This is a genomic window from Thermococcus sp. PK (genome assembly GCF_000430485.1).
Classification (GTDB): Archaea; Methanobacteriota_B; Thermococci; order Thermococcales; family Thermococcaceae; genus Thermococcus_A; species Thermococcus_A bergensis.
The window spans coordinates 494,241-516,859 of the sequence record NZ_KE387149.1; the positions used below are offsets into that span (position 1 = coordinate 494,241).

At 44.0% G+C, this 22,619-nt stretch carries 20 protein-coding genes and 1 pseudogene; 9 read left to right on the plus strand and 12 right to left on the minus strand.

The window, feature by feature from the left end; translation table 11 throughout:
- The 3 genes from THEPK_RS13360 to THEPK_RS04595 all read left to right on the plus strand — a co-directional run.
- On the plus strand, window positions 1-348 hold a 348-nt coding region (locus THEPK_RS13360), incomplete at its 5' end, for a hypothetical protein (protein ID WP_042698881.1).
- An 86-nt stretch (window positions 349-434) separates the two neighbouring features.
- Window positions 435-950, plus strand: a complete 516-nt coding sequence (locus THEPK_RS04590; RefSeq protein WP_042698884.1) for a cob(I)yrinic acid a,c-diamide adenosyltransferase — start codon at window positions 435-437, stop codon at window positions 948-950.
- 6 nt (window positions 951-956) lie between these two features.
- Complete coding sequence (locus THEPK_RS04595; RefSeq protein WP_042698886.1) at window positions 957-1,643, plus strand: cysteate racemase; 687 nt, start codon at window positions 957-959, stop codon at window positions 1,641-1,643.
- On the opposite strand, the gene corA is transcribed toward THEPK_RS04595, so the two are convergent.
- Together corA and THEPK_RS04605 are read right to left on the minus strand one after the other, a co-directional pair.
- The gene (gene corA, locus THEPK_RS04600; protein ID WP_042698888.1) at window positions 1,638-2,624 is read right to left on the minus strand and encodes a magnesium/cobalt transporter CorA; all 987 of its coding nucleotides are present in this window, start codon (window positions 2,622-2,624) and stop codon (window positions 1,638-1,640) included. The genes THEPK_RS04595 and corA overlap by 6 nt on opposite strands.
- 153 nt (window positions 2,625-2,777) lie before the next feature.
- Complete coding sequence (locus THEPK_RS04605; protein ID WP_052315889.1) at window positions 2,778-3,557, minus strand: hypothetical protein; 780 nt, start codon at window positions 3,555-3,557, stop codon at window positions 2,778-2,780.
- Between the two features lie 182 nt (window positions 3,558-3,739).
- Between THEPK_RS04605 and THEPK_RS04610 the strand changes: the two genes are divergently transcribed.
- The gene (locus THEPK_RS04610; RefSeq protein ID WP_011011522.1) at window positions 3,740-4,441 is read left to right on the plus strand and encodes an IS6-like element ISPfu1 family transposase; all 702 of its coding nucleotides are present in this window, start codon (window positions 3,740-3,742) and stop codon (window positions 4,439-4,441) included.
- Window positions 4,442-4,468: 27 nt separating this feature from the next.
- Here THEPK_RS04610 and THEPK_RS04615 read toward each other — a convergent pair whose 3' ends face one another.
- Window positions 4,469-5,233 (minus strand): sulfite exporter TauE/SafE family protein, encoded by a 765-nt coding sequence (locus tag THEPK_RS04615; protein WP_042698892.1) that lies wholly within the window; start codon window positions 5,231-5,233, stop codon window positions 4,469-4,471.
- Between the two features lie 13 nt (window positions 5,234-5,246).
- A pseudogene (locus THEPK_RS04620) lies at window positions 5,247-6,244 on the minus strand (M42 family metallopeptidase).
- A 147-nt stretch (window positions 6,245-6,391) separates the two neighbouring features.
- Here THEPK_RS04620 and THEPK_RS04625 point away from each other — a divergent pair.
- Window positions 6,392-6,958: a TATA-box-binding protein gene (locus THEPK_RS04625; RefSeq protein ID WP_042698895.1), complete on the plus strand. Its 567-nt coding sequence runs from the start codon at window positions 6,392-6,394 to the stop codon at window positions 6,956-6,958.
- A 112-nt stretch (window positions 6,959-7,070) separates the two neighbouring features.
- Here the strand turns inward: THEPK_RS04625 and THEPK_RS04630 are convergent, their stop codons facing one another.
- From THEPK_RS04630 to THEPK_RS04665, 8 genes are all read right to left on the minus strand, one after another.
- Window positions 7,071-9,515, minus strand: coding sequence for a hypothetical protein (locus tag THEPK_RS04630; protein ID WP_042698899.1), 2,445 nt, complete (start codon window positions 9,513-9,515; stop codon window positions 7,071-7,073).
- Window positions 9,499-11,034, minus strand: coding sequence for a DUF2357 domain-containing protein (locus tag THEPK_RS04635; RefSeq protein ID WP_232194534.1), 1,536 nt, complete (start codon window positions 11,032-11,034; stop codon window positions 9,499-9,501). The genes THEPK_RS04630 and THEPK_RS04635 overlap by 17 nt, the downstream gene beginning before the upstream one ends.
- 169 nt (window positions 11,035-11,203) lie before the next feature.
- Window positions 11,204-11,812: an indolepyruvate oxidoreductase subunit beta gene (locus THEPK_RS04640; protein ID WP_042698905.1), complete on the minus strand. Its 609-nt coding sequence runs from the start codon at window positions 11,810-11,812 to the stop codon at window positions 11,204-11,206.
- Window positions 11,809-13,749 carry an indolepyruvate ferredoxin oxidoreductase subunit alpha gene (gene iorA / locus THEPK_RS04645; protein WP_042698908.1) on the minus strand — a complete coding sequence of 647 codons (1,941 nt, stop codon included), beginning with the start codon at window positions 13,747-13,749 and terminating at the stop codon, window positions 11,809-11,811. The genes THEPK_RS04640 and iorA overlap by 4 nt, the downstream gene beginning before the upstream one ends.
- Before the next feature lie 10 nt (window positions 13,750-13,759).
- Window positions 13,760-15,127, minus strand: a complete 1,368-nt coding sequence (gene acs, locus THEPK_RS04650) for an acetate--CoA ligase alpha subunit (RefSeq protein WP_042698911.1) — start codon at window positions 15,125-15,127, stop codon at window positions 13,760-13,762.
- Between the two features lie 389 nt (window positions 15,128-15,516).
- Window positions 15,517-16,146, minus strand: coding sequence for a dTMP kinase (tmk, locus tag THEPK_RS04655; RefSeq protein WP_042698913.1), 630 nt, complete (start codon window positions 16,144-16,146; stop codon window positions 15,517-15,519).
- A 75-nt stretch (window positions 16,147-16,221) separates the two neighbouring features.
- On the minus strand, window positions 16,222-16,932 hold the full coding sequence (locus THEPK_RS04660) for a phosphohexomutase domain-containing protein (RefSeq protein ID WP_042698916.1): 711 nt from the start codon (window positions 16,930-16,932) through the stop codon (window positions 16,222-16,224).
- Window positions 16,933-16,942: 10 nt separating this feature from the next.
- Complete coding sequence (locus tag THEPK_RS04665) at window positions 16,943-18,028, minus strand: nucleotidyltransferase family protein (protein WP_042698918.1); 1,086 nt, start codon at window positions 18,026-18,028, stop codon at window positions 16,943-16,945.
- Window positions 18,029-18,133: 105 nt separating this feature from the next.
- On the opposite strand from THEPK_RS04665, the gene THEPK_RS04670 reads away from it, so the two are divergent.
- The 4 genes from THEPK_RS04670 (at window position 18,134) to THEPK_RS04685 (ending at window position 22,590) form a co-directional block, all read left to right on the plus strand.
- Window positions 18,134-20,008 carry a phosphoenolpyruvate carboxykinase (GTP) gene (locus THEPK_RS04670; RefSeq protein ID WP_042698920.1) on the plus strand — a complete coding sequence of 625 codons (1,875 nt, stop codon included), beginning with the start codon at window positions 18,134-18,136 and terminating at the stop codon, window positions 20,006-20,008.
- Between the two features lie 137 nt (window positions 20,009-20,145).
- Entirely contained in the window at window positions 20,146-21,333 is a 1,188-nt protein-coding gene (locus tag THEPK_RS04675; protein WP_052315890.1) for a magnesium transporter, read from the plus strand.
- Between the two features lie 56 nt (window positions 21,334-21,389).
- Entirely contained in the window at window positions 21,390-22,007 is a 618-nt protein-coding gene (locus THEPK_RS04680) for a potassium channel family protein (RefSeq protein ID WP_042698922.1), read from the plus strand.
- Window positions 21,994-22,590 carry a potassium channel family protein gene (locus tag THEPK_RS04685; protein WP_042698925.1) on the plus strand — a complete coding sequence of 199 codons (597 nt, stop codon included), beginning with the start codon at window positions 21,994-21,996 and terminating at the stop codon, window positions 22,588-22,590. Before THEPK_RS04680 ends, THEPK_RS04685 begins: the two co-directional genes overlap by 14 nt.
- Window positions 22,591-22,619: the final 29 nt, after the last annotated feature.

The window sequence follows — 22,619 nt, forward strand, 5'->3', positions numbered from 1 at the left end:
ATTGAACTCCTGCCGGGGGGTTCTGGGAATTTTTATGCTGATGGGGCTTATGATTCAAAGAAAGTTCTGAACACTGTGGTGGAAAAGGGTTATCGGCCGATTGTTAAGAAAACTAAGAACGCTCCAGGTGGTTTTGGTAGTAAGAAGAGAGACAGAGTGTTTTCTGAAGAAGAGTACAGGCATAGGAATCCTCATGAGGGGTTCTGGGGTGCGTTTACAACGTGGTTTGGCAGTAGGATCCCCTGTTTTCTGAAAAAGACTACTGTAACCCGAATCCTGCTTGGGGTAATGTGTTATGGTCTGAAAATCCTCCTCAGAGTCAAATACTGTTTAAATAACAGGGGGTGAAACTAAACACGCCCCTTCAGTGGACAACAATGATCGTTAGAAAACTTAAATAGTAGTTCTTAGCAAATACAATTCCGGTGAATTAGATGGGCATAACAACCAAAACCGGAGATAAAGGAACAACGGGAATCTTTACTGGAGAAAGAATAGTAAAATTCGCCCCGATAATAGAGGCCAACGGCACAATAGATGAACTGAGCTCGTTTTTAGGAGAAGCAAAGCACTACCTCGATGAAGAGCTGAAAGAACTCCTTGAGAAAATCCAGGTTGAGCTTTATTCGCTCATGGCCGAAATTGCAAGTAAAGGAGAATACAAAAAAATTGGGGAAGAAGAGATAAGGCATTTGGAAGGGCTTATCAAAAAGTTTGAAGGCGAAGTAAAACTCGAAGGGTTCGTGGTTCCCGGAGCTACACTGGGGAGTGCAAAGCTTGACGTCTGCAGAGCAGTAGCTAGAAGGGCTGAGAGGAAAGTTGCCAAGGTAGTTTTGGAATATGGGATTGGAGAAGATGTTCTTAAATATCTCAACCGTCTGGGCGACCTGCTCTTTATAATGGCTCGCTATGTTGAACTCAAGGAAGGAAAAATCAAATACGCGAAGTGATCGAGCATGGAGAAGGTCATAGGAATTCTGGGTGGAATGGGCCCTCTTGCAACTGTAGAGCTTTTCAAAAGGATAGTACTCAAGACGCCAGCCAAAAAAGATCAAGATCACCCGAGAATAATTATCTACAACAATCCCAAAATCCCCGACCGGACAGCATATATTCTCGGAAAAGGCGAAAACCCGCTTCCAGAGCTCATTGACAGTGCAAAAAAACTTGAAAGCTGGGGAGCGGACTTCATAATTATGCCCTGCAACACTGCCCATTACTTTGCGGATGAAATTCAAAAGGCTATCAAGATACCCCTTATAAACATGGTTGAAGAGACCGCTGAATACATAAAGACCCTAAATCTAAAAAAAGTTGGTCTTTTAGCCACGGATGGCACAATAAAGGGGATGGTTTATCATAACGCCCTTTTGAAGAGGGGAATTGAGATAGCAGTTCCGGACAAAAACGGCCAAAGAGAATTGATGGACGCCATCTATGAGGGTATAAAAGCTGGTAACTTGGAATGGGGAAGAGAAAAAATGCTTGAAATTGCCAAAAAGCTTGAAAAAAGGGGTGAAGGGCTTATAGCAGGGTGTACTGAAGTTAGTGTGGTTTTAAGGCAGGAAGACTTCGACATACCGCTTATAGACCCCATGGATGTTATAGCTGAAAAAGCCGTGAAGCTTGCCATTGGCCTATAACCATCCTTTCTTTTTGAAATAGTACAGCATCCCAAGGGCTATTATGAGCATAGTCAGAAGTGTAGCCGGATATCCGTAGTACCAGTTGAGCTCGGGCATGTTATAAGGAGAGATGCGGGTATTGAAGTTCATTCCGTATATACCTGTTATGAAGGTTAGAGGGATGAAGATCGTAGAGACTACAGTGAGAATCCTTATAATGTCGTTTGTTTTCATGGGGAGGGTGGAGTAGTAGATATCTATCAATCCATTGGTCATTTCTCGGTGATTTTCAATAATATCGAGGATTTCCATGACGTGCTCATGGAGTTCTTCTAGGTATCTCTGCGTCTCTTCAGTGAAAAATTCTTTTCCTTCTACTCTCAACCGTCTAAAAATCTCTAACAGGGGAAATATTGTTCTTCTCAAAAACAGTATCCTTCTCCTAATTCCATGTATCTTTCGGAGCACTTCTCTGTCTCCACCTTTTAGCACTTTGGTTTCTAGGGTTTCCATTTGCGAGCTGATGTTCTCTAGAATTGGAATGTAATTCTCAACTATCGCATTGAGGAGTGCAAAGAGTAGGTAATCTGCACCTTTCTTCCTGAAAATTCCTTCCCCGTGCCTTATGTTTTTCCTAATCGTGTTAAACACATCGCCAGGCCGTTCTTGTATTGTTATGACAAAGTTATCTTTTAGAAAAACAGCAGTTCTTTCTTTTTTCAGGCCTCCTTTCAGCTCGTAGACCTGATGAAGCAGAAGGAAGATATGATCTTTTAGGACGGAAACCCTTGCTCTAGTGTTTGCTCTAAGAATTGACGTAATGGTAACTTCATGAAACTTGAAAATCTCTTTAAGCTCTTGGAGATACGCAAGTCCCTCCATGTTTACCCAAACTACATTGTAATCTTTGTATTTGAGGATCTCTTCAATTGTTTTAACAGTTGTTTCTTTAAATTTGTCCTCGGAATATGCAAAGACCGTTATCTTCGGTTGTTCCATCTTGAACACCGTAGTGAAAGTCGCTAATTTGAATTTCACTTAATGGTAATTATAGTTTTCTCTCTTCAAAACCTAAGGGGAAAATCAAAAATAATTTTGGTATATACTCAATTCAAGAGAATCCGCTCTTCAACGCTTCCAGAAATAAAGTCTTTAAGTTTCGTCTTCTTCATAGTCATAGGGTTTTATTCCCCCGAGTTCCATTGCTCTCAATCTGTCTGGGCTTTTATCTCTCGTACTATGCAGGAGATACGATGTTGGGACAAAGCCCTCCTCCAAAGACTTTACAACGTAAAGATACTCTTCAATAACCCCGTTCAGTCTTGTGGAAGTCACTATGACGTAATCACTAATCCTCGCAACCCAAGTGGTAAAACTCTCCGAGACGGCCTTTTTAGTCAGTGGAAGGACGAATATAGAATTGGGCCGGTACTTTCTCTCCAGCGCAAGCGTTTGGTTGAGAAGGCGGAGCGTTTCTTTTTCTCCGAACATCAATGCAGCCCCGTCGAGGGTATAAACTACCCTTACAATGCGCCTGTCCTTTACTAGGGGTTTAATGTGCTGTTCAAGTATCAGTTCAAGTTTGGGGTTTATTGTGTCTGCTGCAACGTTGTCGATGTAAAAGAGGTTTTTGCACTCGCATTTGACACCATACCTTGAGCCGAAGACGTCTATTATGGCGAGGTTGTCGTTTTCAAGTTCTTTTTTGATGTCCAGTCCAACTTGTTCTCCGCTCATGATGATGTTTTGGACGGGTGTTGTATAGTTTGTGATTATGGCAAAGGAGCCCCGTTCGAGTTCTTTTTTGATTATTGCGAATGGCATTAGCCATATGGCGGAGTAGGGGTCGTGGATTATTGTGAATGTTGTGCCTGCTGGTGGGGCCGATTTGAAAACCTCCCCAAAGATATTGAGAACCTTCTTCTTGACCATACTCACCACCAATTACGTACATTGCATTACAAACTACAAGTTGCAGTATGATTTTTCTTCAACTATTTCCATTTGTTATAATTATTTATTAATGTTTTCCCTTCTAAAAAGATACTGTTAGGATAAGCTGTGGGGTGTCAGGTTTAAGTTACTGGCAGTACTTTAGAAAAAGAAGGGGGAACATGAAGTCTGAAACCATTATTTACTGGGTGGTTTCAGCCTTAAAACCCTTTCGTCGCAACAAAATCCCACCAGAAAAGAAAATCAGGGGAGTAGAATTATACCTGCGAGGCCTCAGTTACCGGCAAACCGCCAGAATACTCAAAATCAGTCACGTAACAGTCTGGGAGGCAGTCCAAAAACTCGCAGAAGCAGTTTACAAGCCAAAAATCCTCGCAGTCAAAAAACAGCGAAACTTCATCGCAGTTGACGAAACAGTAATAAAAATCAACGGGAAGAAAAGATACCTCTGGGCTGCAATTGACGTTGAGAGCAAGGAAGTTTTAGCAGTCTGGATTACGACTGTTAGAAACTGGTGGGTTGCCAGGGATTTCATTCTGGTTGTTTTAAAGTCGTGTGAAGGGCAGCCTGTCTTTCTGGTTGACAGGGCGAGCTGGTATAAGTCTGCTTTTAAGAGTTTGAGGTTGGGTTATCTGCATGTGACTTTCGGGCCGAGGAACAGTGTTGAGCGCTGGTTTAGGACGTTGAAGGAGAGGACGAAGCGTTTCTGGAATAATTTCAGGGGTAAAGACTGGAGGAGGGTTCATAGGTTTGTTTTTCTGTTTGCCTTCTGGTATAATTTTGTCAGAATTCATTCTAGTTTTGGTGATCCGCCTGGTGATGTTACTGAATGGCTTCAGGAGGTGATGCCCCAGTTATCCTAACAGTATCAAAAGATAATAACAAAAAGCTCAGGGAATTGGGTAGCCGAGTCCTTTGAGGATCATCCTAATGGCTAGGAACGCCATCACAACAGCGAAAGCTTTTGTCAGGTTGCTCGCTTTGGTTCTTTTTGCTATTCTTGCTCCCAACTGGGCTCCAACTATTAGTCCCGGAACAAGGAGGAGCAACCATTCCACTTCAACGTTTCCCAGCATGTAGTGCTTCAAAGCCCCGCTTGTTGCTGTGAAAACTATGGCAAAGCTCGAAGTTGCCACTGCATAGTGTATTGGTAATCCCATATAAGTTAGGAACGGAACGTTTATCGCTCCACCGCCTATACCAAGCAGACCGCTGGCTATTCCGGCTATGAACCCGCCGAGAGGTACTACTTTGTAATCGAGCTTTATCTGGCTCAAATCTACTTCGTGTGGCTCTTTGCTCTTTTTGCGGTAAAGTCTTATTGCCACGAGGAATAGGACTGCACCAAAGATGACCTTTAACTGGCTTGCGCTTATAAAGCTCGTCATCCATGCTCCTATATAAGCTCCTATCACGGCAGTGCTTGCTAGGAGAAGGCCCGCTTTGTAGTGTATTCTCCTCTGCCTGTGGTACGCTATGGCGGAGCTTAGAGAAGTGAAAACAACCGCAGCGCTTGAAGTCCCAATCGCGTGGTGAATTTCAACCCCCAGAAGGTTTAGAGTGGGTACAATCAAAAACCCTCCCCCTAAGCCGAAGAGGGCTGCTAGTATGCCTATAAAAATCCCAACACCAAAATACCCTAGGTATTTAAGCAAATTACCACCTCCGCTACTCAAGTTCAAACACAAGGGCTTCTATTAGCTTTATCAGAGCTTTGAGGTCATCCAAGTGGAGCATCTCCGTTTCACTGTGGAGGTATCTTATGGGGGCGCTTAAAGCTAGGGTTTGGCTCTTGAACTCAAAAGCTGATGCGTCGGTTCCTCCACCGGTAACTCCAATCTGCACCGGGATGTTGTTCTTCTTTGCTATTTCGAGAGCCTTCCTTGCAAGGGAGGGTGTATAGATTGCTGAATTGTCAACGGCCCTTATTACAGCGCCTTTTCCGAGCCTTACATCTCCCGTAAGGAAAGAACAGCATGCAAAGGAGTCTACAGCAATTGCGTATTTTGGTGAATAGCTGTTTGCCAAAAACTTGGCCCCCTTGAGTCCTATTTCTTCTTGAACTGTAAAAGCGAAAATGTACTTTCCATCCAGATCGTGGTCAACGAGGTCTTTTATGGCCTCAACAAGGGCAACAACACCAAATCTGTCATCCAGGGAGCGCGTTGCGATATATTTGTTGTTTAAGATGCTGAAGTGCTTTTTAAATACAGCAAAGTCCAGAACCTTTACTCCCATTTTCTCAGCCTCTTCCTTTGACTCTGCGCCGATATCTATTTCGAGGCTGTGCCAGGGAATTGTGTCGAACTTTCTCTCGAGGTTTAGATGAACGGGAGTGACCCCTATAACTCCGTCCAGATCCCCTTTTCGGTTATTACTTTTACATGCCTCCCCAGAAGCAGTCTGTCGTCTATTCCCCCTATTTTTCTGAACTTTAGCTTTCCGTCGTTTGTTATCCCGGTTATCATAAGTCCGATTTCGTCCATGTGTGCCATGAAAATAGCTTTCTCCTCACCCTCTCCGAGCTCCACGATGAGGTTCCCAATTGCATCGACCTTATAGTCGGCATAGTCTTCGATCCATTCTATGGCCTTTTCCCGTATTCTCTCTTCATATCCGGAAATACCGGGAAGTTGGGTTATCTCTTTGAGCATCTCAACTAGCATAATTTTCACCAAAAAATAAATTGAGACAAACTACTTAAAGTTTTTTAATAGCGTTAAGATTTGCATTTTAATGGCCTCTCACTAAACTTTAAAAACCCCTATGGGTTTATTTATAAAGGGTTTTTAAACCCAGTGGAGGTGTAAGCCTTGGTTGATATGAGCAATGTTGAACTTAAGATAGAAAATATAGTAGCCTCTGTGGATCTTTTTGCTCCTCTTGATCTCGAAAAAGTGATAGAAATTTGTCCGCACTCAAAATACAACCCGGAGGAGTTCCCAGGGATAATATGCCGCTTTGATGAACCAAAAGTTGCCCTTCTTGTATTCAGCTCCGGCAAGCTCGTGGTCACCGGTGCAAAGAGTGTTGAAGACATAAAGGCTGCGGTTTCAAAGCTTGTTGAAATGCTCTCAAAGATCGGGACTAAGTTCACCAGAGAGCCTGAGATAGATATCCAAAATATGGTGTTTAGTGGAGACCTTAAGATGGAGTTTAATCTCGATGCTGTTGCTCTTGTCCTGCCCAACTGTGAATATGAGCCTGAGCAGTTCCCCGGTGTCATCTATCGTGTTAAAGACCCAAAGGCTGTTATCCTTCTCTTCAGCTCAGGAAAAATCGTGTGCAGTGGGGCAAAGAGCGAACAAGATGCGTGGGAAGCTGTTAGAAAGCTCCTCCACGAGCTTGAAAAGTACGGCCTCATTGAAGAAGAGTTTTAATTTTTCTTTAACTTTTCTATGGCGTGTTTCTAGTTCTGGAGACTGTTGCTAAAGTGAAGGATGTCGTTGGGCAGTGGTGGAGCCTTTAGCAGCTTTTAGAAAAATATGAAAGTTAGCTAAAGCTTGCGAACCCAATCTCGTAGAGCTGTCTCAGCATACGTAGGACTTTTTTGGCCGTGTGCTTGAAGCGGAAGTTGTCTTTGTAAGTTTCCCACTCTTCGAGCATGGCAACAATCGTATCACTGCTGAGCTTATCGATATCATCCGGTAACTTGAGCTCGATTTCTTTATCATCCACTTTAACATTCACTGTTGTCTGCTTTTCATCCTCGGTTCCAGTTACACAAAGCCTTAGAACTTCCTTCAAAGGCTTCTCAAGCTTTTTCCTGTTCCCGTGGAACTTTGGAAGGACTTTCATCAGGAGTGCCAGGTCAAAGATTTCGTCGTCATTATCAAATTTGATTATTTCTCTCTCCTCGCTATCTTTGGCATTCTTGAAGAACAGGGCAATCTCATCAACAACGCGATAGCCAAAATGAAGATCGTAAGGCTCGAGAGCTTTGTTTAATTCAATGAGGATTTGCCAGTACTCAGTATCCTTCAGCTTTTTGACGGCTTCATTTATTGAATTTTTATAGCTGGCTAAGAATTTGCCATCCTCACCACGGAGATCATCCCATATAGATTTCCACAGCTTTGCCACTTGCTCGGGGGCGAATTTGTTGTTTTCTACCTCAGGAGGATACTTCTCAAGCTCCACATCGTGGAACTCTATCGTGAAGGCCCTGTCAAGAACTTTGGGGCTGAAAGCGTAGGTGGTCTCGTCCATGTTGACAGTCCCAACGATATAGAGGTTTGGGGGAAGTTTAAGCTCTTTGGGGATTTCCAGGAACTTTTCAACCTCATCACTGTCATGTAGAGGTATTCCCTCCTTAGTGAAGCCTTCGTCTCTCCCGCTCTCAAGGACGCTCAGGAAGTCGGCAAAGTAGTACTCCACGTGAGCAAGGTTCATCTCGTCGAGAATTATAAAGTACGGCGTGGCTTTTTCCTTGTTCTGTTCATAGTCTTGGATTACCCTTAAGATAAATTCCAAGAGTTGAGTTTTGTGATATTCACCTGTCAGTGGATTATAGTAGCCGAGCAGGGATTTAGAATCGCGCCAGTCAGGACGGACTGAAAGGAAGATGTGGTTTTTTGTCACTATAAAATCATCTTTAAGGATATTTTCGTCTAATAGTCTAACTCTTGAGTACCCCTTTTGAGCCACTTGTTTTAGTGGTCTTCCTAAGTCTAACCCATAAAATCTTTCATATCCCAGCTTTTTCTCTAGCTCAATTACTTGGGTTACTTCTAGAAATATTTTGTCTTTCTTCAATTCCTCTTCTAGATGTTCATATAATCTTATAGACCATTCAAATCCTTTTTTAATTCTCTCTTTGAGATCAGGATTATTAAGAATTTCTTTTTTTAGATACTTCTTCCTAACTATGAATCCATATTGCACGCCAGACTTATACCCAATCCATAAGATAAAGGGTTCTAAAGTGCTTTTTAGAGTATTTGAGTCATCCCAAGCTAAAATTGCATATCCATTTTCACGTATAAGTCTTTTTATCCAATTAATTGCATCTTCAAACTTTTGTTCTGGATCATCACTTCCCCATGCGGTTAACAATTGTGGAAGGGGTATTTTTTCTTTTTTCCCCAGTAATTCTGCAAACTCTAAGGCAATCTTTGTCTTTCCTGTTCCAGTTAATCCGGATAGGATAACGAAGCCTTTGGTCTTGAGGGCGACGTAGAACTGGGAAACTAGATGCTCTGGGTAGAGATAGCCTTTTGAGGTGAAATATTTAGCAAGGAAACTATGTTCCCCCGCAACTGCGGAAATTATCGGATTTGCTTCTTGAACATTATTATTGGAGCCAGCATGTAATTTTAGATAGTAAGCGACTTCTAGAAGAATATGAATTCCTAACTCCTTCAGTTTGTATCGAAATTCTGGGTTATTTAACTCAAGAAAAGCGTTGGTAATGTCTTCAGGTTTCCACTGTCCATGTCCCCACAATTTTTTTGTAAAAAACTCTTGCCAAATATCTCCGAGCCAAGGTGCTATTGGCATGAACATCTTAGGGTTATAAATCGCCATCCATGACGTGATTATTGCAGGTCCTAAGTCAACTAGGTCTTCGTTCTCCTTAATTTTGCTGAGTAGATTTTTAATTTCGTTCTTATATTTTTCTAAGTCATTGTAATCACTTATCGTAGAGACTAGCTCTAGGAGATTTAAGAAATCCTCATTGGCAAAATATTTCGATATGTCCTTCGGTTTGTTGAACAGATAGAACAGCTCCTTTACATTCTCGCTTATATCCAAGCCATTGAATCTTTCCGTAATTATCCGATAAAGATCCTTGTTAGGATCGCTAGAATTTCGAGATCTCTCGGCTATCATTTTGAATTCATTGATTTTTTCAATTATTTTCTCAAAATTTATACCAGGGTATTTTTCTTTCTCCCTTTTAACGACCTCCAATATACTATCAGCTTTTACTATCATAGACATCCCTCGGAACACGTCTTAGGTAACCAATGCCCTCTAAATTTCCTATTAAAATGTCCTCAATATCAAAGTTGTTAATTCTTCCAATCTTAACATCAAAAAACTGCTCCTCCTCCCCGGGATAAACCACCACCGCAAATCTACACCTGAGGGCGTCTCGATAAGTGTGCATCTTGTAGATGTCCTCAAGCTTTGCCCATGTCTCGTAACTTCTCGTTTCTTCAGCGAGTGATGTCTCCTCATCGAATTCTTCTATCTCCTCTTGCTCATCCACTATGTCAACCTTGAACTTTGCATCGAAGACCCCTATGAGCTCGGTGTCCTTTTTCGACGGATTCCCGCTAAAGAGCGAAAAATCAGGCCTCAGCGAGACGGAGTAGCTCCACCTTTTTGGAGTCAGCTTCTTGTTGTAGTAGAGCCTCCAACCGTTGTCAAACTCGGCATAAACGTCTCCGCTCTCAGAAAGTTCGCCCGCGGGAGTAACAACGATTTTAAGCTTTTTCCTTCCAAGAATTCTTCCTAGTTCATCCACCAGCCTGAAGAACGCCCAGTATTCGTAGAGCTTCGCAATGTCCTTGTTGTCTATTGCGCGTTGAAGCCCCTCAAAGAAAGGTGAATACGCCGTAAACTCCCTGTAAAGCTCAAGCAGGTCACGGTAGCCATCTCCCTTCAGGAGGGTCTGAGAGGTGTAGGGAAAAAGCGTCATCTCCCCGACTTCGTCCCATAGCCCGTCGCTCCTCAGGAATTCAAGCTCTCCCAGAAGGTCTTCTACGGGGTTTAGGTCAACATTTGTTTTGCCAAAGGTTTCCACAACTCTCTCGCCCCACTCTATTAGCAGGTTGAGGAAATATTTGACGAAGCGGTTTTCGGGAGTATCAACGCTCTCATACTTCCGGAGAGCAAAGACGCGTGTGGGGACGTAGCCATTTAAGTATTTACCCACGAGGACACCTTCCCCCGCAGGGGCAAGGTACTCTGGGTGCTGAGCGATGGCGATGAGTGTCTCAGGGGCTACCTCATCGACCTCGTCGGGCTTCATCCATTTCTCCTCCACCACAAGCTTCCTCTTCATGCGGTGCATTACTGTCTCAAAGGCGCCGATAATACGTTCCCCGTTCGAGCGGAGGTAGTGGTAGGCAAAGAGCTCGTTGACGGGCTCATCGCTTTCCATGGTCGAGAACTCAGTTGGAGACTCCAGGTGAAATGGGAGTGTGCTTGAATACCGGAGAATCTCGTGGGTTAATGCCTCCACAAAGCTGTTCTGGAGATCTGATAACTCCTTGACTTGTTCCTTAGCCCACTTCTTGTGATATCTCTTCAAGATTGTAGGTGAAATTACCTCAACAGGCATTTTTATTGTTCTGCCCTCTTCAAAGACTAAAACCAGTTCAGAAAGGCCAATGAAATTACCGAAAGATACCAAAAAGAATCCATTTTTAAGTTTTTTTGCAGGTTTGCCGTTGATTAGAACTGTTTTGATATTCTCGCCCTCAATGTAGTGGTCCGTCCATCCCATAAGGTAAATTCTATTTTTCCCCTTAAACACCCAACAGTCTTCCTTAGCGGAGAAAATTTTCCATCCATTTAGGGACTCACTATCAATGCACTCCATGGTTCACCAAAAAGTTATTTCACCTGAAAACTAATAAGCATTTCGGGAGAAAATAAAGGAATGAGTAGGGCACTCAAAGCCCTAAAATATCTTTTGCGGCTTGTATTCCGAGGTCGAAGGCCTTCATGTTCACGTCCACAGCTTTTGGTGGAACACTTATCTTTATGACTTCCCTAACGTGCTCTGCATCGAGTGGGAACTCTGGAACCTGTGTTAGAGCTCCAATGAGGACTGTGTTGGTGGTAACCACGTGTCCCGCTTTTTCGGCAAGCTCTTCTGCGTTAAAGCCAATCCACTTCGCCTTGAAGTCCTCCTCGAAAATTCTCCTTATCTCGTCCAGGCTTGGGTACTTAGCCATTCCCATCGAAACCTGCACTGGGACTATTGGCTTTGTATTGATTACTGCCATTCCGCCCTCTTTGAGGTAGTTAACGTATCTTAGGGCTTCCACAGGTTCGAAGGAAAGTATAACGTCGGCTTTACCTTCTGGCACCATTGAACCGTAGACGTCCTCTCCAAAGCGCACGTAGGAAATAACGCTTCCAAACCTCTGGCTCATCCCGTGGACTTCTCCCAACCTCACCTTGTATCCAGCCCTTAAGGCGGCCCATCCAAGGATGTTTGCCGCGGTCAAAACTCCCTGGCCGCCTACTCCAGTAATGACTATGTTATACTCTTTCATTGTGATCCCCCCTCTATGGGTTCAAAAGCCCCAAATGGACATACCTGGGCGCAACCTCCGCATCCCCAGCACATTGTTGGCTCTACTCTTGCTTTCTTCTTCTCCTCGTCCCAGTAAATTGCTGGGCAGCCGTAGGTGTTGATACATGCCCTACATCCTGTACACTTCTCTTCGTTGACTTGGTAGATGGGCCACTTTTCGCCTTTTCTCCTCATCTGTCCTATTCTGTAGAGAGCACATGGTTGTCTTGCCACCACAACGCTAACACCCTCAACTTCTAGGGCTTTCTTCATGGTCTCGTATGTTGTTTTTATGTCATAGGGGTCAACAACAGCCACAAAGTCTGCACCCATGGCTTTTGCAACCTCTTCTATCGGGATTCTCTTACCCATGCCGTGTGGTGTTTCTCCGGTGCTTGGGTTGGGCTGGTCACCGGTCATAGCGGTAACGAGGTTATCAAGAACGACTACCAGCACGTTCGAGCGGTTGTAGATTGCGTTTGCCAGAGCGGGGAGTCCAGTGTGGTAGAACGTTGAATCACCGATTGTGGCAACTATCACTTGCTTCTCTGGGCTCTTCTGCTCTTCGCTGAGGCTTCCGTTCTGGGCTATGCTCAATCCGTGGGCAATTCCAATTGAAGCTCCCATGGCAACAGTGGTATCAACCGCTTGAAGCGGTGGGAGCAGTCCTAAAGTGTAGCACCCTATGTCGCTGGGGTAGATTGCCTTGCCCTTTGTTGCCTTCTTTATTGCGTAGAAGCTGTTTCTGTGCGGGCAGGCTGGGCACAGTGAGGGAGGTCTTGGCGGTAGGAGGGGCTTAACTTTCTCGTACTTTGCGTCGAGCTCTTCAAAGTTTATTGGCGTTTCAACTCCAAGGAACTTCGCTATGGCAGTTACTGCTCTCCTCGTTGTCATCTCATAAATCCTTGGCACGAGGTCTTTGCCGTGGATTGGAATTGTAATTCCTTTGTCATAGGCCCATGTTTTTACCTGCTCCTCAACGACTGGCTCGAGCTCCTCTACGATGAGAACCTTCTCAAGCCCTTCCAAGAACTTCTCTAATAGCCCGTAGGGAACCGGGAATGGTGTTCCGAGTTTGAGGATCTTGACGTTATCAACGCCAAGCCAGGCGAGGGCTTCTTTCACATAGGCGTAGCTCAAGCCTGGAGCGATTATACCTACCTTGGCGTCTTCTTTGCCCTCTATCCAGTTGAATGGGCAGTTGTTGAGCTCTTCCCTAATTTTCTCAATTTTCTCAAGGATTATCGGGTGGAAGTTTCTTGCGTTGGCTGGAACGTCAACAAATCTGCTTGGGTCTTTCTTGAATTTTCCAAACTTCCTCTTTCCTTGTTTTATCTCCTCTGGAAGTTCTCCTAAGACTACGTCTCCCCTTGCGTGTGATGTCCTTGTTGTTGTCCTTAAGATTACAAAGTGCTTGAACTTCTCACTGAGCTCGAAAGCATATTTTGTCATCTCCTTTGCCTCGTGAGGATCGGCTGGCTCAAGAACAGGAACGTTTGCAAACTTGGCGTAAACCCTTGTATCCTGCTCGTTCTGAGAAGACCACATGCTTGGGTCGTCTGCCACCATTATGACGAACCCGCCTTCGACACCCATTCCGACGGCGCTCATGAATGTGTCGGCGGCAACGTTTAAACCAACATGCTTCATTGCGGTCATTGCTCTGAGTCCGCTCCAGGCTGCTGCTAGAGCGGTCTCAAAGGCTACCTTTTCGTTTGTGGAGTACTCCATGTAAACGCCTGCCTTCTCTGCTACGGCAGCCATTGTATCGGTAAGTTCAGAGCTTGGGGTTCCGGGATAGGCGGCATAGACCGCAATATTTGCTTCTAAAGCTCCTCTAGCTATTGCCTGGTTTCCTAAAAGCAGAACTTTTTCTCCAGGTTTGTCCCATAGGACGATATCACTAACTTTAGCCATATACACCACCTCATTCTTTAATAACACCTTTTGCCTTAGCGAATTCAGCTAAAGCATAAGCAGCTACTCCAACGTCTTCGGGCCTTTCATAGGCTGGGATTCCCTCTTTTTCAAGAAGCTCTTTGGCCTTCTCGCTAACGTAACCTGCCATGAACAATGCCAAAACCGGTTTTCCGTTGTTGACCTCTTTTACCGCTCTTATAACTCCTTCAGCGTGCTCTGTTGGAGTCATCCCTGCAAAAGTCGGCACGACACATATTGCTATGAGCATGTCAACGTTATCATCTTCAAGAAGGAGCTTTGCGGTCTTGTAGTACTCTTCTCCCCTCGCTGAGGCAATCATGTCAACAGGGTTTTTAACTGCTGCCATTGGCGGTAAGAATGAGCGGAGCTTCTCCATGGTTTCCTCTTTTAGGTTGGCCAGCTTTAGTCCTCTCTTGTCTATCTCGTCAGCCGTTAGAACCCCCGGGCCACCTGCGTTGGTCATTATTGCGACTCTCTTTCCTTTTGGCAGTGGCTGGGTGAAGGCCCTTGCCATGCTCAGCATCTCGTCTATAGTGTTTGCAACCAGAATTCCGCTCTGCTTAAATGCGGCTTCATAGATGGCATAGCTTCCAGCTAAAGAACCCGTGTGGGATGAAGCGGCTCTTGCACCGCTTTCGCTTTTTCCAGCTTTTAGGGCTATTATTGGCTTCTTCTTGCTGGCTTTCTTAGCAATTTCCATGAATCTCTTTCCATCTTTTATGCCCTCTATGTAAAGGGCAATTGCCTTGCTGTTTTCGTCATCAGCGAGGTACTCCATCAGGTCTGCAAAGTCCACATCGCTCATGTTTCCAACGCTTATGAACTTAGAAAAGCCTATGTCTTCTTTGATGGTCTTGTAAACTATTCCTGCACCGAGGGCACCGCTTTGGGATATGAAAGCGACACTGCCCTTCTTGGCCTTCATTATAAACGTTGCGTTCAGGTTGCTGTGTGTGTCCATTATACCAACACAGTTTGGTCCGATGATCCTCATTCCATATTTGTGTGCTATTTCGACAAGTTCTCTCTCCTCTTTCTTCCCTTCTTCGCCGGTTTCACCGAATCCTGCTGTTATTACTACGGCACCTTTCACGCCTTTTTCTCCGCAGTCAATGATTGACTGCTTGACGAATTTTTTGGGCACCACTATGACGGCTAAATCCACATCGTCGGGGATTTCCTTGACGTTCTTGTATGCTTTGACTCCCTGGACTACTTCTTCTTTTATGTTCACTGGGTAAACCTTTCCTCCGTATTCCTTGAGGTTCTTGAAGACCTCATAGCCGAGTTTCAGTGGGTCATTGGATGCTCCCAATACGGCAACGCTTTTTGGGGTGAAGAAATAATCAAGCATTTTTACAATCACCGAGTTTCGTATCGGTAAAAGTCTATATAAGCTTTGCCGAGAAAGTGCAGTTAGGCAATCTTGACCATAAAAAAGCACAAATTGGTCTTTGATGAGCATAAAACAGCACGAGTGCATTATCACTTGGAGTAATATGCCTCCACAAGGCAAAGCCAAACCTGTCGTGAGAATTAATTTGAATGGGCGGAGGTTTGTTCATATTTGCTCATAAAACCTTATGACGGACAGATACCTCAGCTAACCCTCTTGTCATCATCATCAGAGTGGCTAACGCTCATCATCGGCTAACACTTTTTAAAGAATAGGGAGTTAAAAAGTTTGGGATGATGTGCGTTTACCGGTCTGAGCAGTGATGATATCGGCACTATCTGACCGTTTTATTCTCTTTTTTCGAGGAGTTCATGCTCGACTAAAGCCACAATATCTTTGTGGATGTCCTCAACAGGGGCTAGGGCGTTTACAATTCTTATCTCATCGAACCTCTCGGCAAGCTTCAGATAGTTTTCCCTTACCTTTTTTTGGAGCTCAACAATCTTATCAAACTCCGATTTGATACTTCTACCGTTTATGCGTTTTATGCTCTCCTTAACAGGCAAATCAAGGAGGATTACAAGGTCTGCTCTTGGAGCAAATGCATTTAAGTTGATAAGCCATTCCAAATCAAGGCCCCTTGCCCACTGGTAGGCTAGGGATGAGTAGAAATACCTATCCGATATAACTACCTTTCCAGCCTTTAAGGAGGGCTCTATGAGTTTTTTAACGTGCTCTGCTCTATCTGCAGCAAAGAGTAATGCCTCAGCTTCTTTGCTTATTCGTGCACCGTCTATTATTCCCTCTTTTCCTCCTGTAAGTACAAGCCTCCTTATCAGTTTCCCAAAAGCAGTATCTGTTGGCTCTTTGGTTAGAACAACTTCGTATCCTCTCTCTTCAAACCACTCTGCAAGCAATTTTGCCTGGGTTGACTTTCCCGCTCCATCAATTCCCTCTAAGACAATGAATATGCTCATAAATACACCTCCAGAGTTGCATCTCGCTTGGTTTTTGTTTATGGCTTTTGCCTTTTGTATATCTTTTTGGTGAAATCAGAGGAGAGTTTTCTTCATGTGGTCTAGGAGCTTCCACATGCTTCCAAACTCTTTTTCCTCTTCCCCTTTGTGGAACTCTACGTATCCATTCGGCTTGAAACGGAGTCCAAAAGTATACTCTCCCTTTTTGAGCTTTTGAAGGTAGACTTCTTTTGGTTTTGGTGGCAGGTAGCTGGTCATCATGTCATTGAGAAGCTCCACCTCAAACCCAAAGTGCTCATTTAGCCTGGGGAAGAAGAGTACTGCGGGAGTATTCATGCAATCTACCAGTGCAGTTCCCTCTATCTCAAAATTATAGTGTCTGAAAATGTCATGCAAAAAGTCATCTAGAGCGTTAGGATAGTAAATCGTTGCTCCTATATCATTGGGATTTGCTTCTATAAACTTCCTGCTCTCCATTATAGCCTTTATTTCATCTGGATCAAGACCGCTAACTTCTACCCTTATCCCGTTGTGGTAGTAAACATACACCAGAGGAAGGCCTTTCTTATGGGCAAAATCTTTGAGGGCTATTAGCGGGATAAGCCTGACGTCCATAGTTGCTGCTCCGGTACTTACAATCCCCACTACGAGTGCCCTCTTTCCATACCTTGAGATAGCTCTTCCGTCTCTCCCCACTATTATTGTTCCCTGTCCTACGGTTCCTATTGCCCTACCGAGCAGAGCAAGCTCTTCTGGGTTGAATTCCTCGGATTTGTAAATCTCCATAATCATCACCTCAATCTGGAAGTATTATACTTTCTTTTCCAATTCTTGACTCAGTCCAGACTTTCACATTTGCCCCAATTTTTGTGAAATCTTCAATCACGGAGTTATCTCCAATAACGCTACCACTTTCAATAACAACACCTTTTCCAATGTAAACGTTTTCCCCAATTATCGCCTCGTGTATCTCTGCTCCTTCCTCAATGGTCACATTGGAGAATATTACGGACCGCTCTATTTTAACGTTTCTGCCTATTTTAACGTTATCGCCCAAGACGGCAAATCCTCTTATATTCGGGTTTCTGATTTGACATCTCTTACCGCTGTAAATAGAGCCCCCGTGTTCCAGGTTTCCTTTTAGGGATTCAGTTTTTATTTGTGGGAGCTTCAGCCTTCCTAAGAACACATCCGCAGTTGCTTGAAGGTAGCTTGATGGCCTCCCTATGTCGTTCCAGTATTCTTTAAACGGAAAACCGTAGAGAGGCAGCTTCTCTTCGAGCATTTTGGGAAACAGATTGAGTGAGAAATCAAAGTTCTCGCCCTTTGGAACTAAATCAAATACCTCCGGCTCGAAAACATAGATGCCAGCATTTACAAGGTTGCTAAAAGCCTCTTCTGGCTTTGGCTTTTCTTTGAACTTTATTATCCTGTTCTCTGGATCCACGATCGATATTCCGTACTGGGTGGGATCTTCGACCTCCGAGAGGGCTATTGTGGCGAGGGCGTTCTTTTTCTTGTGGTACTCGTAGAGGGCTCTGATATCCAGATTAGTGAGAACATCGCTTGAAGCAACGATAAATGTGTCTTCTATTTTATCAACGACTTTTTTTGTAGCTCCTGCGGTTCCGAGCTTTATGTTGTCCCCATTTGAGTAGTGTATTTGAACACCAAACTCACTTCCGTCTCCAAAGTACTCCATAATCCTCTCTTTGAGGTACCCGACTAATACAAATATTTCCTCTACTCCCGCGTTTACTAGGGCGTTGACCATGTACTCCATCATGGGTTTGTTGAAAAATGGAATCATTGGCTTGGGGCGGTAGACTGTTAGAGGAAGCAATCTTGTTCCCTTTCCGCCCGCTAGAATCACCGCTTGCATATAGTTGCCACCATAGTGTTTAGGAATTTTTCAGTTAATATAATTTATGGTGTTCGTTGAAAAGCTTTTTAATCCATCGTTGAGCAATGTTTTACGGTGATGTAAATGGGACCTCTGGAATACCTTAAAAATAGGCTTGACCCAGAACAGTTTGAGAAAATTAAGGCAATCGACAACCCTGAACTTCATGAATTTCTGGCAAAATATATCGATCTTTTGAATCCCGCAAAGGTTTTTGTTTGCACCGATTCAAAGGAAGATGAAGAGTATGTAAGAAGAAAGGCCATTGAATACGGGGAGGAGAAACCCCTCGCAATGGACGGACACACTGTCCACTACGATGGCTATTATGATCAAGCTCGGGACAAGGCCAGGACTAAAATCTTGGTTCCTAAGGGTGTGGAGATTCCGTTCGTAAATACTATGGACAGGGAAGAAGGGCTTAAGGAGATTCACGAAATCATGAGAGACATCGCAAAGGGTAAAGAGCTTTTTGTATGCTTCTTTGTTCTCGGACCCAAGAACTCTATTTTCACAATCCCTGCTGTTCAGCTTACGGATTCGGCCTATGTTGCTCACAGTGAGTTTATCCTCTACAGAAAGGGTTACGAGGAGTTTAAGCGCCTGGGAAGAGAAGCAAAGTTTTTGAAATTTGTACACTCTGCTGGAGAACTTGACGAAAGGAAGACCAGCAAGAACATAGACAAGAGGAGGATTTACATTGACCTTGAAGGGGAGACCGTTTATTCGGCAAACACCCAGTACGGTGGCAATACAATAGGGCTCAAAAAGCTTGCTTTTAGGCTTACAATTAGAAGAGCCGTTCAAGAGGGCTGGTTGAGCGAGCACATGTTTCTTATGCGCGTGAACGGTCCCAATGGTAGAAAGACTTACTTCACCGGAGCCTATCCCTCAATGTGCGGTAAAACCTCAACAGCAATGATTTCGTGGGAGAACATAGTAGGGGATGACTTGACGTTCATCGTTGACATGAAGGGAGAAGCCAGAGGGGCCAACGTCGAGAAGGGAGTTTTTGGAATAATTCAGGGAGTCAACCAAGAGGATGACCCGATAATTTGGGAAGTGCTGCATTCACCGAATGAGATAATATTCTCAAACGTGCTCGTTAAAGACGGGAAGCCCTACTGGAATGACATGGGGATCCCAATTCCAGAAGAGGGAGAAAACCACAGCGGAAAATGGTGGAAAGGGAAGAAAGATGCTGAGGGTAACGAAATCCCGCCGAGCCACAAAAACGCTCGCTTTACCGTTAGCCTTGAAGCTTTCCCAAACGCTGACCTGGAAGCCCTTGAAGCTCCATGCGGGGTTAGGATTGGGGGAATGATATTCGGTGGCAGAGATGCAGATACTTGGCCTCCTGTGAGAGAGGCCTTTGACTGGGCACACGGAGTAGTTACCATGGGTGCAGCACTGGAAAGCGAAACAACTGCAGCTACTCTTGGAAAGGAAGGGGTAAGGGCATTCAACCCAATGGCGATTTTAGATTTCCTCAGCGTTCACATTGGAGACTACCTCAGAAACTACCTTGAATTTGAGAAGAAGCTGAGAATAAAGCCAAAGATATTTGCCGTTAACTACTTCCTGAGGGATAAAGACGGCAACTGGCTGAACCACAAGCTAGACAAAGCCGTGTGGCTCAAGTGGATGGAGCTGAGGGTTCACGGGGATGTTGATGCAATAGAGACTCCCGTTGGGTACATTCCAAAATATGAAGACCTGAAGAGGCTCTTTAAGGAAGTTCTTAACAAAGATTACCGCAGGGAGGACTACGAAAAGCAGTTCACCATAAGGGTTCCAGAGTTCCTTGCCAAGATAGAGAGGATTGAGAAGATTTATAGGGATGTTGGCAATATCCCGGAAGAGCTCTTTAAGGTCTTGGAGAAGGAAAGAGAAAGACTTCTTAAGGCTAAGGAGAAGTATGGGGACTACATATCTCCATTCCAGTTAGAAAAGAGTTAGCATGTAAGAAAAAGCTTCCTTTCTATCTTTTTTCTTCAATTAAACTCACCAAAACCTTTTTATATAACTTTTCGGAGATTCGCTATCTGAGGAGAACCAGAAGAATTCAGGGGGATGAAGCATGGAGGATGGTAACAATGGTAGTAGTTCGAGTAGGCACTTCAACAAATCTAAAGGAGTTATTGAAAGAAGGATTAACAGTTTCATTACCAGCGCTCTTTTTGTGCCTGCTGCTGGATTTCTTCGCCGGGGCAGTTCTGGGCAGGTTTTTTGAGAAGATAATGAACGAATATCCGGTAGTTCTTGTGATTCTTCCTGGTTTGATGGGTCTTAGGGGTAATATATATGGGTCTCTTGTCTCCCGATTCACAACGATGTTGCATCTCGGTGAGATGAGCCCCAGTTTAAGGGATGAAAACGTTACGAGGAACATCTTTATCTCTCTCCTCCTTTCCCTTCTCCCCGTGACAATACTCTGGTTTGTGGGTGTTGTGAAGATTAGAGATGTGAACATGGCGATTATAGTTCTCCTAGTAGTTGTGGCCTCTACGATATTCGCTGGGGTTATCCTTGGATATTCGGCAGCATTTACCACAATAATTCCGTTCAGGAGGGGTATCGATCCAGATGCAGTCGCTGGTCCAATAGTAACTTCTGTCGCTGATCTTGTTACCGTTCCCTTCTTAGTGGGATTTATACTCTTATATGAAGCAAAAACTGGTATCTTTTATTCACTCTTTGTTCTATCGCTTGTCTTTATGTTGATGCTGAGGAAGTTTTCCAAGATTAGAAAAAGAGAAAGGCGAATCTTTACAGAGGTTTTGGGAGTTGTTGGAATATTGGCTTTGCTCTCAAGTATCTCCGGGTCAATTCTTGAAAGTTACAGCGAGCTAATCTATGCCTCAGTAATATTCAGCGTAATGTATCCGGCGGTTCTTGACACTACTGGGAACCTTGGCTCTATAATAGGAATGAAGACCTCCACTAGAATACATCTGGGAGAAATAGAGAGCATTTTCAACAGGTTAATTTTTTTGGAGGTTGCAGTTTACACGATAATTGGGGCTTTGCTTGGGCTTTTGGCAAATCTAACCTCAGTAGTGATTGTTAGGATAGCTCTGGGTAAAACTGTTGGACTAGTAATCCCTTTTATATTGCTTTACCCAATGTTGTTATTCTTTGTCATGTTCATTGCGTATTTCCTTGCGATATTGTTTGACAGAGTTGGATTGGATCCCGATAATGCTACAGTTCCGACTATAACAACTTTGGCGGACATATTTTCGACACTCTTCACTGTGGGTGTTGCTCATTTGATTGTTTAGGTTAAGAAAACCTTAAAAGAAAATGGTATGTGAGATAAAAACGGGAGGACAAAGGGATGGAAGAATTTGAGGAGTTTGAGTATCAGCCTAAGAGCGTTAAAGAAATTTTCATTGAGATGAAAAACATCGTCGAGCTCATGGTTGATCTTGCTTACACAGCAATCCTCTTCGGGGATAAAGAGATAGCCGAGGAAGTGCTCGATCTCGAGGAGAGAATGGATCTTCTTAACTATCATTTGATGACTCACGCTGTTTTGGCAGCGAGAAATCCAAAAGAGGCGGAACAAATAACCTCCATTCTGCAAATGGCTAATTCGATAGAGGACATCTCAAATGCCGCCGGAGACCTTGCAAAAATGGTTCTTGAAGGGGTTGAGCTCCATCCTGTAATTTCAGAAGCAATTATGGAAAGTGAGGAGGTAATAGCAAAGATTCCTGTTTCTGCAGACTCCGTTATTGTGGGAAAGACACTTGGGGAGCTTAATTTAGCCACGAATACCGGTGTCTGGATAATAGCGGTAAAGAGAGGTAAAAGATGGATTTTTGCCCCTGATAAGGACTTCAAGATAAAGCCGGAAGACATTTTGATAGGACGGGGAACTCACACTTCTGTTGAACACCTTAAAGAGATTGCAAGAGGAATTATCAGGGTGGTTGGCGATGAAAGAGCTTGAAGAGATAAAGGATTGTCTCATAGAGATGAAAAACCTCTCTTCGCTAATGGTTGACCTTGCTTTTTCCGCCGTCATGTACGACAGCGAGGACATAGCTGATGAGGTTTATATCCTAGAAGAAAAAATGGACGAGCTTACGTTAAAGGTGAAAAAGCTTGCTTTGAGGGCCGCTAAGCATGAAGAAAATCCCGAGACACTCTTAAGTATAATTGAGATGGCCACAATAAACGAGCAGATAAGCGATTCTGCCTATGAAATAGCCGATCTTGTTCTCAGGGACGTTGAGCCACACCCCATAATAAGGAAAATAATGCACGATGTTGATGAAGAAATAGGGCGCATAAAGGTTAACAGGGGATCAATACTAATAGGACAATCCCTCAAACAGCTCAAGCTTCCGACTAAAGTGGGTGTGAGAGTGATAGCGATAAAGCGGGGAGGGAAATACATTTATAACCCCTCCAAGGACGAGAAAATCGAAGAGGGGGACATATTAATAGCTGTAGGTTCAGGAATTGATCGCCTGAGGGAGCTTTCCAATGAAAAAGGGGAGGAAGGAGAGTTCATAGAAGAAGAGGAATAGTTATAAACTCCTTTTTGAAAGGAGAAATG